Genomic DNA, 12,092 nt, shown 5'->3' with positions numbered 1-12,092 from the left:
GCTATCGGCAAGATAAACTTTCTTTATTGGCAATATCGAGAAAAATAATGCTATGCTGCAATAATTACAAACATAATTGAAATGGCAAAATGGAGCATTTATACAATCACGCCGCTATCGGCTATGCAAACTTGTGGTGGAGACAGGACCGCTTGTTCCTGAAACGCATGAAAGACAAGGACATGACGGCGATGGCGGCCACCTTGGGCGATATCGCCACGGCGTATAGCGTCATTCGCGGCATCCCTGACGGCCGGAGATATACTGGTTGGGATGATACCGCCAAGAAATTACTCAGCATGAAAAAGCTCAGTGCATCAACTTATGTGCATGCAGTGGATCAACTACAGAGCGAACTCGTCAAGACGCGCAACTTAATGTCCGCGGCGTCCAAGATTCTTTGGTTCCATAGCAAGAGTCCCGTAAAAATCTTCGATAAGCGCGCGGCCGATGCGCTGGACTTCAAGAATGGCTCCTATCTTGACTATTGCGGACGGTGGTCATCTGAATTCAAACAGTCTGAAGAGGCAATCTTGCGTTCCATTGAAAAACTGATTCAGCATATCGATTGCACGACAATTCCACCGGCAGGGCGCGATGAATTCTATGACGTGGTCAATCAAAAGTGGTTCGCTGAACGGGTTTTTGACAAATATCTGTGGGAGAAAGGCGGCAAGTGACGAGCCCCTTGTCGGGTGAGTAGAGGACTTGCGCCTTCTGCTGAGTGAGCCCCATGCTAAGCGCCCCCCCCCTGTGCCACGGAGCAGGCCGAGGGGCTATGGGACTTCCAACCTATGTTCAACGCGAATTAGCGGAGATATTCTTCGAATTCGGAGTTCATGACAACGAACCGCTTTGTAGCAACTGTTCAGACCAACGGCCGGTTCGGAGAAAGACCGCCAACAGCAGGTCTTGGCCGCCATCACCCATACAGATGCAGCAACACCTGCACGGCCACGATCTTGACGATGGTCATGCTGGGGAAAATCATGGCGTAGCCGAGGTTCGGGCGATCCGACTTGGCCAGGCGGTTGGCGAATACCAGCACGGCCGGGTTGCCCGTGGCGCCGGCCGCAATGCCGAGCAATTCAGGAAACGGCAGGCGCAGGAAGATCTTGCCCAAAATCACCACGAGAGCCACCACCACCAGCACCGTCACGGCACCGAGCACCAGCATGGGCAAGCCATCGGCACCCACCTGCTGCACGAACGGCAAACCGGACGCCATGCCGACGGAGGCGAGGAAAATCGTCAAGCCATAGTTGCGCATGACCAGGTTGGCCGACAGCGGCAAGCGCCAGCTGATCTTGCCCACTCTACCGAGGCGCCCCAGTATCAGCGCCATCACCAGCGGCCCGCCGGCCAGGCCCAGGCTGAACGAACCTATCCACGGCAAGGGGATCGGCACCAGGCCCAGCAGCACACCCAGCACCATGCCCATGCCCAGCGAGACATAGCTGAATTCGGCCGTGGCCGTGATGGAATTGCCGAACAGCTTGCGCACATCGGCCGCATGTTTCGCTGGCGCAATGGCCATTACCCTGTCGCCGAATTCCAAGGTCAGGAACGGGTGCGGCAAAATCATGGCGTCGCCACGGCGGATGAACGCGATCTGCAGCGGGAAGTCTTTTGCCAGGTTCAGCTCGCCCAAGGGCACGCCGACGATTTCCGCATCCGACACGAACACTTCCGTGCCGTCGAACGCACTGCGGTCCTTCATCAAGCGGCCCGGATCCAGGTGGCCCAGCGCCGTGCGCGCCGCTTCCACGCCTGCCACCGTGCCCGACACCATCAGCGCGTCGCCCACGCCGAGCACCAGGCCCGGATCGGGCAAGCGGTTCTGGTGGCCCTGGCGCACGCCGATCACCTGCACGCCCGCCAGCGGGCCATCGGCCAGTTCGGACAGGGCCGCGCCTGCCAACTTCGCTTCATCGATGGTAATTTCGGATACGACGATGGGCGCTGGCGGCGGCGTCAGCACGGGTTTCAATATGCGCCCGGCCAGGTACAGGCCCAGCATGGGACCGACGACGCCGAACGGATACGCGACGGCATAGCCGACGGCCGCGTCGCCATTGCCGTGCGACGCTTCCAGCGCCGCCTGCAGGGCCGCCGTGCTGGTCATGGCGCCGGCAAACACGCCGCTGGCCATGCGCAGCGAGATATCGATCCACTGCCCGCCCCAGACGGAAACGGCCAGGCCGCCCATGACGGCGGCAATGGCGATCAGATTGTGTTTCTGCCCCGCGCCGCGCAAGCCGGCGAAAAACTGCACGCCATACTGCACGCCTATGCCATACAGGAACAGCAGCAAGCCGATGGAACCGACCATCGGCGGCGGCACGGCCCCGGGAGCGAAGGCGCCCAGCGCCAGCCCGGCGAACAGCACGCCACCCACGCCCAGCGAAAAGCCGAACACGCTGATGCGCCCCAGCGCATAACCGGCGCCGATGACGAGAAACAGGGCGAGGATGGGCGTGGACTCCAGCGTGTGGCGAAATAATTGAAGCATCAAACAACCTTGATCTGGAGAAAGCCCAGTTTAGCATGCACAAAAGCAACACGATGGCGATGATGACAAGCAAGCGTGCGCACGTTGATGCGGTCAAAAACGGGCAAAAAAAAGCCCGCTACGGGAGCGGGCTGAATCTAATTCCTGTGAGGAAGTAGAGGAGACAGGTGCAATGATGCCGCATCGCAGCATATCTATCCAATTGCATGTTGTGATGATAGAAATATGCTTTATCAATATCTCGTCAGACCGTTCCGAAAATAATGAGTTTTCGATGCGATCCTGGTTCACGCGTCAGCAGCACGCGGGCTTGCTCGACGTTTACGCAATCCTGCGGCGCAAACCCCGGTGGCACTGTCTGCACATCGCGCGCGATGCGTTGCGGATCATTGATCACGTCATAGTCTGCACGCTTGAAAAACAGCTGCTCGATACCGGCGTCGCCCTGCGGCAGCGGCTTGACGACGATGAGCGACCAACGGCCTTCATCCCCCAGAAATTGCTTTTGCTTCAGGAAAGCGTTGACCCTGTCCGCAGGAGGCGCTGAACCGGGCAGCTCGTTCTGATACAGCGTCAGCGGGCACAGCAACGTGCCGGCCGGCCACCCCATATCCGGCAGCGCTGCGACCGTGTCCGGCCGCAATTGGGCCAGATGGCGGTCGAACGGGTGTTTTTCCGCCGAACAGGCACCGAGCGCCATCAGCACGAGCATGACGGCGGCACGCAACAAAGGCATCATCAACTTGTCTCCTTGTATGTTTATGGTTAAACAAGCTGATATTAAGGGATGCGGCCGTGGAAACGGGCAAAAAAAAGCCCGCTACGGGAGCGGGCTGAATCTATTTCCTTGGAGGAGATAGAGGAGACAGGTGAATGATGCCGCATCGCAGCATCATTATCCAATTGCATGTTGTGATGATAGAAATAGCCATTCCCTATATCTGCCCTCTCCCCCCCTGCCAGCCTCAGGCCGCGTTATCGCCGCGCAAGGTTTTTGCCGCCGCCACCATGTTCGCCAGCGCGGGAATGACTTCTTTCCAGCCGCGCGTTTTGAGGCCGCAATCGGGGTTGACCCACAGGCGCTGCGCGGGGATGCGTTCGGCCGCCTTGCGCATCAGTTTGACCATCTGTTCCTGACTCGGAATGTTGGGCGAGTGGATGTCGTAGACGCCGGGGCCGATTGCGTTCGGATAGTTAAAATCATCGAAGGCGTCGAGCAATTCCATGTCGGAACGCGAGGTTTCGATCGTGATGACGTCCGCATCCATGTCGGCGATCTGCGCGATGATGTCGTTGAATTCCGAATAGCACATGTGCGTGTGGATTTGCGTCTCGTCAGCCACGCCATTGGCCGTGATGCGGAATGATTCCACGGCCCAGCGCAGGTATTCGGCCCATTGCGACTTGCGTAGTGGCAAGCCTTCGCGCAGCGCCGCCTCGTCGATCTGGATCACGCGGATGCCGGCCTGCTCCAGGTCCAGCACTTCGGAGCGGATCGCCAGCGCCAGCTGGTAGCACGACACGGAGCGGGGCTGGTCGTCGCGCACGAAGGACCAGTTCAGGATGGTGACGGGCCCCGTCAGCATGCCTTTCATCGGCTTGTCGGTCAGCGACTGGGCGTAGATGCTCCACGCAACCGTCATGGCGCGGGGGCGGCTGATGTCGCCGAACAAAATGGGCGGCTTGACGCAGCGCGAACCGTACGATTGCACCCAGCCGAACTGGCTGAAGGCGTAGCCATCGAGCTGCTCGCCGAAATATTCCACCATGTCATTGCGTTCCGCTTCGCCGTGCACGAAGACGTCCAGGCCCAGGGCTTCCTGCTCCCTGACGCAATGGGCGATTTGCGCCTGCATCAGCTGCTTGTAGCTGGCTTCGTCCAGCTGGCCGCTGCGCAACTGGCTGCGCGCCTGGCGGATTTCCGCCGTCTGCGGGAAGGAGCCGATGGTCGTCGTCGGATACAGTGGCAGTTGCAGCAGTGCAGCTTGCTTGGCGGCACGCACGGCATAGCCGCTGGCGCGCTGGCCCAGCGTCGCATCGATGCGCGCCACAGCCGCTTTCACCTGCGGATTGTGCACGCGGCTCGACTGGCGGCGCGCTTGCACGGCGGCATGATTGGCATCGAGCGCCGCCTGCACGGAGGCGCGGCCATGGTTCAGGGCGCCGGCAATGGTGTGCACTTCATCGAGCTTTTGACGGGCAAAGGCCAGCCAGGAACGGATATCGGCATCGAGCTTGTGTTCGCTGGCCAGGTCGACGGGCACGTGCAGCAGCGAGCACGACGGCGCGATCCACAGGCGCGCTTGCAGGCTGGCGTGCACGGGTTCCAGCCATGCCAGCACCTCATTCAAGTCCGTCTTCCAGATATTGCGGCCATTCACCACACCGAGCGACAAGACGCTGGTGGCGGGCAATTGCGCGATGACTTGCCCCACTTCATCGCGGGCATTGATGGCGTCGAGGTGCAAGCCTTGCACCGGCAGCTTGCACGCCAGTTCCAGATTATCTTGCAGCTTGCCGAAATACGTGGCCAGCAGCAGTTTGACGTGATGAACCTTGCTCAAGGCCGCGTAGGCCGTGACGAGCGCTTGCCGCCACTCACTGCCCAGTTCCGTGACGAGTATCGGTTCATCGATCTGCACCCATTCCACGCCTTGCGCGGCCAGTTCCTGCAGCAATTGCACGTAGACGGGCAGCAAGCCTTGCAGCAGCGCCAGTTTGTCGGAATCATCCTTGGTCTTGCCCAGCCACAAATAGGTGACGGGACCGATCAGTACGGGCTTGGCTTTCACACCGAGCTGGCGCGCTTGCGCCAGTTGCTGCAACAGGCGACTGCTGTCGAGCTTGAATTGCGTGTCGGCCGCAAATTCCGGCACGATGTAGTGATAATTGGTGTCAAACCATTTCGTCATTTCGCCGGCGTGGACGCAGCTGCAATCGCTGTCGCTGGCCGAGCGGCCACGCGCCACACGGAAATAGTTGTCAAGCGCCGCGCCAGTCAGGTGGCGCACGCGCTGCGGCAAATTGCCCAGAGTAAAACTCAGATCCAGCACCTGGTCGTAGAAGGAAAAGTCGCCCACGGGCACGAAGTCCAGCGCGTTCTGCTCTTGCCAATGGCGCTGGCGCAACTCCGCGCCCTGGCCTTCCAGTGCGTCCAGGCTGCTTTGGCCCTTCCAGTAATCTTCCAGGGCGAATTTCAGTTCGCGTTTGGCGCCGATGCGCGGGTAGCCCAGATTGTGTGTCGTGACGGTCATGACGGTGCTCCTTATGAAGTGTGCACACATCATAAAAGGTTCCATCCATTAAAAATAATGATAATATTTTATATATCCATGAATGCCACTCATGTGAAATCATGCTCGAACGCATCTGTCCGTCTTGCGCGGGTCACGCCCGCCCCGCTGCAACGAACGACGGCATCGCCTACCGGCACTGTGTGACGGCGACGGGCAAAAAAAAGCCCGCTACGGGAGCGGGCTGAATCTATTTTCTTGGAGGAAGATAGAGGAGACAGATGTATGATGCCGCGTTGCAGCCTATCAATCCAATGACATGTTGTGATAGTGGAGATATGAATTATCCATATCTCGTACAAGTTGCGAAACAGGCAGCGACATCAACGGCAATTGCGGCCACCATTCAATCCTGGGGCGGCGAACAAAAGGCAAAGCGTTGCCGATGCATGCGCAGATAATATTTCTGTTCTTCCCTCAAAATGATGCGCAACGGAGCAGGCAAACCGATGAGTTCACGATGCCGCCCCAGCAGCGAGGGGGAGCACAGCATGGCGCCATCGTCTGCAAAGCTGATCAAGCCCCGATCGAACAAGGCATCCAGGGTTGCGATCAGCGGCAAGCCGTTATGGGGATCAAGCCGCTGCTGATCAGTAGCCCCTTGCCAGGACAAGGCATGCGATGCACGCAAAACCGGCTCAAGATCGCAACCCGTTACAGCACATTTCCTGTCCCACAGTGCGAGCAATTCGTCCCGATACCTGCCTTGGCCGAGCCGGGCCTGGCACAGTATTTCTATCTCCGTGGATCGCCCCTTCCCCCTCGAAAGCAAATCATGGATATCATTTTGCTCCACCCTGCTGGCGATCAATGCGAGGATGGCTTCCTTCCCTTTGTTCAAGGCCCCGAAAGCTTGTCGGGGATTGGTGCCGTGAAAAACGACGACTTCGGCCGAGGAAACAGGCGTACTGCGCAGATCCGCATACCAGCGCACCATGCGGTGATACTCTTCTGGTTCATTCGGACTGACCACTCCCCCGCCGCGATACACAATGACTGGCGCGTCATCGAGTACCGTGCCAGCAGCAACAATACCGATCTTGTTTACCCATAACAGCAGGGTGTCGCCGCGCTTGGGCCGCTTGATCTTTTCCAGAAACTCGGGGCCGCCACTTGTCACCGCAACGCCCCTGACTAACCATTCGTTATGAAAACTGAACTCATTATTTGACGTTGCATCGCTATTGATGAAAAACGTGTCCGCCTCAGGAACTTGTTGATGTCCTTTGCTGAGATTTTCATGTGCCATGTCGGACTTTCATAGGAGGATAGCCGCGCATTGAAACATGCATTGCCCATCAACGTCCACAAGATACCCTTCAGATCGATGATGTTGAATTTTCAGGCAAAAAAAAGCCCGCTGCGGGAGCGGGCTGAATCTATTTTCTTGGAGGAAGATAGAGGAGACAGATGCATGATGCCGCGTTGCAGCATATAAAACCACTTTATATTCGTGATGTCAGAAATACGCTGTAGTGATATTAGGGGCAACGGTTAATTCCATGCGGCAACTTCTATGCTGCCGCTTCCGTTTTCCCGTCGCCGGAACGCAACATATTCTTAATGCCCCGCAACGCCTGCCGTACGCGGGCCTCGTTTTCGATCAGGGCGAAGCGCACGTATTCGTCGCCGTACTCGCCGAAACCGATGCCGGGCGAGACGCTGACCTTGGCTTTTTGCAGCAGCAGCTTGGCAAACTCCAGCGAACCCAGGTGACGGTAAGCCTCGGGGATATGCGCCCAGATGTACATCGACGCCTTCGGCTTTTCCACCATCCAGCCCGCTTCATGCAAGCCTTTCACCAGCACATCGCGGCGGCGCTGGTACTGGGCGCAGATTTCCGTCACGCAGCTTTGATCGCCTTCCAGCGCCGCGATGGCCGCCACTTGCACGGGCGTAAAACTGCCGTAGTCGTGATAGCTCTTGATGCGCGCCAGGGCCGACACCAGTTCCGCGTTGCCGACCATGAAACCGATGCGCCAGCCCGCCATGTTGTAGCTTTTCGACATGGTGAAGAACTCCACGGCCACGTCGCGCGCGCCGGGCACCTGCATGATGGACGGCGCCTTCCAGCCATCGAAGGTGATGTCGGCGTAGGCCAGATCATGCACCACCAAAATATTGTGCTGTTTTGCCAGCGCCACGACACGTTCGAAAAACTCCAGTTCCACGCATTGCGCCGTGGGGTTGGACGGAAAACCCAGCACCATCATCTTCGGTTTCGGGTAGCTTTCGCGGATGGCCCGCTCCAGTTCGGCAAAGAAATCCACGCCCGGCCCCATGCGCACGGAACGGATGTCGGCGCCCGCGATCACGGCGCCCCAGATGTGGATCGGGTAGCTGGGATTCGGTACCAGCACCGTGTCGCCACGGTCGAGCGTCGCCAGCATCAAATGCGCCAGACCCTCTTTCGAGCCGATGGTGACGATGGCTTCGCTGTCCGGGTCGATATCGACCTCGTAGCGCTTCTTGTACCAATGGGAAATCGCGCGGCGCAGCCGTGGAATGCCTTTTGACGCGGAATAACCGTGCGTGTCGGGGCGTTTCACCGTTTCGACCAGCTTGTCGACGATGTGGGCCGGCGTGGCGCCATCGGGATTGCCCATCGACATGTCGATGATGTCCTCGCCACGGCGGCGGGCGGCCATCTTGAGCTCGGCGGTGATATTGAACACGTAGGGGGGAAGACGATTGATGCGCGAAAAGCTGCGCGGAGCTTGGCTGTCGGTCATGATATCTCTATACGTAAGCGCCCGGATCCGTCCGAGCGACGTTGGTACAATGGGTGCACCTGCAACGATACTAACCCGGTTTATCCAGCACTGGCAAGGGTGCTGCAGAGCCGTTACAATGCAAGCTGATCGAAAATGAGCGCACCGGTTGGTAACCCGGTAAGTGCCCGGCACCGTCCGGCATGCTCCCGCCCACGCGGACCCACGGCGCCGACCCTTGGCTGTACCACCAGCCGGGGAGGTGTTCTGGTTCGTGCATTTCCCGCCGCGCCATCCCTCCCCTGCTTTTTTACGTTAGGAATGAGACGGATGGCAACACACGACACCGCAGCAAGCAACATGACCCTGGACCGCGCCGGCATCGAGCAGCAACTGGCGCAAGCAGTGCACCACTTCATCGAGTGCGCCTTCGACGGCGAAGACCTGTCGCGCCTCGACCTGCAGGGCTGCACGTTTGAACGCTGCACCTTTGCCGACACCAGCTTGTTCGCCAGCAAGCTGGCGCGCAGCACCTGGCGCCGCTGCCGCGCCGGCGGCGCCGATTTCGAATCCGTCGACGCCGTCGACGCAACGTTCGAAGGCTGCGACCTGAACAACACAAAATGGCGGCGCGCCAAGCTCGCCTCGGTCACCTACCGGGGCTGCAAGCTGACGGGCGCCTCGTTCGAGGAAGTGGCCCACCTGGGCCTCACCTTCGAAGACAGCCTGCTGGTGGGCGCCGATCTGCGTGGCTTCTCGTTCCGCAAGGCCATCTTGAAACAGCTGGATTTTTCCGATGCCTACCTGGCCGGCTGCGACTTCCGCGACACCGTCTTCGAAGGGGGCAGCTTGCGCAACGCCACCATCAAACTGGCGAAGTTCCAGGGCGCCGACTTGCGCGGCGCCGATATCGACGGTTTCAAATTGAGCGAAGCGGCGCTGCTGAAAGGCGCCGTCATCACGCATGCGCAGGCAGCGAACTTCATGCGCGCGCTCGATCTGGTGGTGATTTAATCTGAAAAGACAAAAAAAAAGCCCGCTGCGGGAGCGGGCTGAATCTATTTCCTTGGAGGAGATAGAGGAGACAAGTGCATCTTGCGGCATCGCGGCATATCACGCCACTTTATATTCATGATGATAGAAATTCCTGCCAGTGATAATGAGAGGGCATCAGGGTTTCAAGCCGGGCGGCGCGTGGCTTGCGGTAAAAATTCTGCCAGCCACACCAGCAGGGCCAGGCCCGGAAACGCCATGCCGGTCAGCAAGGCCGCTGGCCAGCCGTAGCTGGCATACACCCAGGCACCGATGGCCGAGCCGGCCGCGCCGCCGGCAAAGAACAGCGCGAAATACAGGCCGTTCAGGCGGCCCCGCACTTCCGCGCCCAGGCTGAAGATGGCGCGCTGGCCCAGTACCAGATTCGCCGCCACGCCCATGTCGAGCACGATGGAGGCCACCACCAGCAAGCCCAGCGCCAGGTGCTTCGACGTTGGCGCGAACATCGGCAAGGCAAACGCGATGATGCCCAGCGCCAGCGCGGCGGCCGTGGCCGGCAAGGTGTGGCCCGCATCGGCCAGGCGGCCGGCGATCGGCGAGGCGACGGCGCCGGCCATGCCCACCAGGGCAAAGATGGCGATGCCCGTTTGCGACAGGCCGAACGCGGGGCTGGCCAGCACCAGCGGCGTGACGGTCCAGAACAGGCTGAAGGCGCCAAACAGGCCCGCATGATAGGCGGCGCGGCGACGCAGCACGGGCGTGCCCAACAGCAAATGCCACAGCGAGGCCATCAGGGCCGGATAGCGCATGTTCGACACGGGCTGGCGCACGGGCAAGGCGCGGCGCAACACCAGCGCCAGCAGCAGCATCAGCACGGCTGCGCCGCCGAACACCACGTGCCAGCTGGCGTGCGCGGCCACCAATGACGCCACGGGACGGGCCAGCATGATGCCCAGCAACAAGCCGCTGACCACCTTGCCCACCGTCTGCCCCCGCGTCGCTTCCTGCGACAGGTGGGCGGCAAACGGCACGATCACTTGCGCCGCCACGGAACCGAGGCCGATGGCCAGCGCAGCGGCCAGGAACACGATGGCGCCCGTGCTCATCGCCGCGACCACCAGGGCCGTGGCCGTCACCAGCAGGGCAGTGATGATCAGGCGGCGGTTTTCCAGCAAGTCGCCCAGAGGCACGACAAACAGCAGGCCCAGGGTATAACCGACTTGCGTCAGCGTGACGATCAGCCCGGCCGCCTTGGCCGACAGGCCCGTCGAGGCGCTGATGGGCCCGACGAGGGTTTGCGCGTAATACAGATTGGCCACGATCAGGCCGGAAGCGACGGCCAGCAGCAGCACCATGCCGGGTGCAATGTCGTGGGGAGCAATAGATGAGGCCTTGTTCATGTTGTTTCCTCGGTTCGGTAGGGATGTTGCCATTCTAGGCAAAACCGGGGCAAAGATAATTAGCGCATAATCTACTTACACTTTTCACATAAAATGAACAATGGAAGCTATCCTATGGACAAGATCAAGGCCATGCAGACCTTCGTGCGCATCGTCGAAGCCAACAGCTTTTCCAAGGCGGCCGAGACCTTGAATTTGCCGCGCGCCGCGCTGACGGCCACCCTGCAAAAGCTGGAAGCCTACCTGGGCACGCAATTGCTGCAGCGAACCACGCGCCGCTTGTCGCTGACGCCGGAAGGGGCCGAGTACTTTCGCCACTGCATCGATATTTTGAAAGCCGTCGATACGGCGGAACTGGCCTTCCGTGGACCCGATGCGACAAAACCGCGCGGCTTGCTGCGCATCAACCTGCCCAACACAGTAGGCCGGCGCCTGATCATTCCCCATATCGCGCACTTCCACGCCGCCTGGCCGGACGTGCAACTGCAGCTGAGCCTGACGGACCGCCTGGTCGACCTGACGCAGGAAGGCATCGATTGCGCCTTGCGCGTGGGCACTTTGCAAGATTCCGCCTTCATCGGCAAACAGGTCGGCCTGATGCGCTTCGTCACCTGCGCGTCCCCCTCTTACCTGGCGCGCCACGGCACGCCGCACACCCTGGCGGACTTGGCCACACACAGCGGCATCATGCATTATTCGGGCCGCACGGGACGCGCTTTCGACTGGGATTTTCAACAAGGCAAGGAGATCGTGCGCGTGCAGATGGCCGGCCCCATCGCCGTTAACGATGCCGACGCGAGCGTCGCCTGCGCCTTGCAGGGCCTGGGACTGGCGCAGGCGGCCGTGTACCAGGTGCGCGCCCACCTCGACAGCGGCGCGCTGGTCGCCGTGCTGGCCGACCACCCGCCGACGCCCATGCCCATGTCGCTGCTGACGCCACAAGGGCGGCTGGCCACGCCCAAGCTGCAAGCGTTTGCCGGCTGGCTCACGGCCTTGCTGGCCGCCCAGCCCGACGTGCAACTCCCAACGCACAAAATCTGAGGCAAAAAAAAGCCCGCTGCGAGAGCGGGCTGAATCTATTTTCTTGGAGGAGAATAGAGGAGACAGGTGCATTATGCTGCATCGCGGCATATCAATCCAATTGATTGTTGGAATAATAGAAATACGCCAAACAGATAACTGA

General features: G+C 60.0%; 9 protein-coding genes. 3 read left to right on the top strand and 6 right to left on the bottom strand.

Features of this window, described 5'->3' with window-relative positions; all coding sequences use genetic code 11:
• The first annotated feature begins 89 nt into the window (after window positions 1–89).
• Window positions 90–680 carry a hypothetical protein gene (locus ACP7DW_RS24865; protein WP_426057183.1) on the top strand — a complete coding sequence of 197 codons (591 nt, stop codon included), beginning with the start codon at window positions 90–92 and terminating at the stop codon, window positions 678–680.
• 242 nt (window positions 681–922) lie between these two features.
• Here ACP7DW_RS24865 and ACP7DW_RS24860 read toward each other — a convergent pair whose 3' ends face one another.
• The 5 genes from ACP7DW_RS24860 to alaC all read right to left on the bottom strand — a co-directional run bounded on the left by ACP7DW_RS24860 (window position 923) and on the right by alaC (window position 8,537).
• Window positions 923–2,512, bottom strand: a complete 1,590-nt coding sequence (locus ACP7DW_RS24860; RefSeq protein WP_426057182.1) for an aspartate:alanine exchanger family transporter — start codon at window positions 2,510–2,512, stop codon at window positions 923–925.
• A 244-nt stretch (window positions 2,513–2,756) separates the two neighbouring features.
• Window positions 2,757–3,251 carry a hypothetical protein gene (locus ACP7DW_RS24855; protein ID WP_298400452.1) on the bottom strand — a complete coding sequence of 165 codons (495 nt, stop codon included), beginning with the start codon at window positions 3,249–3,251 and terminating at the stop codon, window positions 2,757–2,759.
• A 226-nt stretch (window positions 3,252–3,477) separates the two neighbouring features.
• A complete protein-coding gene (gene metE / locus ACP7DW_RS24850; protein WP_426057181.1) occupies window positions 3,478–5,766 on the bottom strand; it encodes a 5-methyltetrahydropteroyltriglutamate--homocysteine S-methyltransferase in 2,289 nt (762 codons plus the stop codon).
• Between the two features lie 385 nt (window positions 5,767–6,151).
• A complete protein-coding gene (locus ACP7DW_RS24845; protein ID WP_426057180.1) occupies window positions 6,152–7,054 on the bottom strand; it encodes an HNH endonuclease in 903 nt (300 codons plus the stop codon).
• Window positions 7,055–7,319: 265 nt separating this feature from the next.
• Complete coding sequence (gene alaC, locus ACP7DW_RS24840; RefSeq protein ID WP_426057179.1) at window positions 7,320–8,537, bottom strand: alanine transaminase; 1,218 nt, start codon at window positions 8,535–8,537, stop codon at window positions 7,320–7,322.
• Between the two features lie 309 nt (window positions 8,538–8,846).
• Between alaC and ACP7DW_RS24835 the strand changes: the two genes are divergently transcribed.
• Window positions 8,847–9,530, top strand: a complete 684-nt coding sequence (locus ACP7DW_RS24835) for a pentapeptide repeat-containing protein (RefSeq protein WP_426057178.1) — start codon at window positions 8,847–8,849, stop codon at window positions 9,528–9,530.
• 164 nt (window positions 9,531–9,694) lie between these two features.
• Here ACP7DW_RS24835 and ACP7DW_RS24830 read toward each other — a convergent pair whose 3' ends face one another.
• On the bottom strand, window positions 9,695–10,909 hold the full coding sequence (locus ACP7DW_RS24830; RefSeq protein ID WP_426057177.1) for an MFS transporter: 1,215 nt from the start codon (window positions 10,907–10,909) through the stop codon (window positions 9,695–9,697).
• A 114-nt stretch (window positions 10,910–11,023) separates the two neighbouring features.
• Between ACP7DW_RS24830 and ACP7DW_RS24825 the strand changes: the two genes are divergently transcribed.
• Window positions 11,024–11,950: a LysR substrate-binding domain-containing protein gene (locus tag ACP7DW_RS24825; RefSeq protein ID WP_426057176.1), complete on the top strand. Its 927-nt coding sequence runs from the start codon at window positions 11,024–11,026 to the stop codon at window positions 11,948–11,950.
• Window positions 11,951–12,092 lie beyond the last annotated feature (142 nt).

It is taken from the genome of Janthinobacterium sp. PSRC1-1, from assembly GCF_049897525.1.
In the GTDB taxonomy this organism is placed as follows: Bacteria; Pseudomonadota; Gammaproteobacteria; order Burkholderiales; family Burkholderiaceae_D; genus Janthinobacterium; species Janthinobacterium tructae.
Note: the sequence above shows the minus strand (reverse complement) of the source record. Positions and strands in the feature narration are given on the sequence as shown.

Bases quoted from the DNA above. Each gene is read 5' to 3' on its own strand.
- ACP7DW_RS24845 (WP_426057180.1), bottom strand. From the start codon at position 7,054: ATGGCACATGAAAATCTCAGCAAAGGACATCAACAAGTTCCTGAGGCG.
- ACP7DW_RS24825 (WP_426057176.1), top strand. From the start codon at position 11,024: ATGGACAAGATCAAGGCCATGCAGACCTTCGTGCGCATCGTCGAAGCC.
- ACP7DW_RS24855 (WP_298400452.1), bottom strand. From the start codon at position 3,251: ATGATGCCTTTGTTGCGTGCCGCCGTCATGCTCGTGCTGATGGCGCTC.
- ACP7DW_RS24830 (WP_426057177.1), bottom strand. From the start codon at position 10,909: ATGAACAAGGCCTCATCTATTGCTCCCCACGACATTGCACCCGGCATG.
- ACP7DW_RS24865 (WP_426057183.1), top strand. From the start codon at position 90: ATGGAGCATTTATACAATCACGCCGCTATCGGCTATGCAAACTTGTGG.
- alaC (WP_426057179.1), bottom strand. From the start codon at position 8,537: ATGACCGACAGCCAAGCTCCGCGCAGCTTTTCGCGCATCAATCGTCTT.
- metE (WP_426057181.1), bottom strand. From the start codon at position 5,766: ATGACCGTCACGACACACAATCTGGGCTACCCGCGCATCGGCGCCAAA.
- ACP7DW_RS24835 (WP_426057178.1), top strand. From the start codon at position 8,847: ATGGCAACACACGACACCGCAGCAAGCAACATGACCCTGGACCGCGCC.
- ACP7DW_RS24860 (WP_426057182.1), bottom strand. From the start codon at position 2,512: ATGCTTCAATTATTTCGCCACACGCTGGAGTCCACGCCCATCCTCGCC.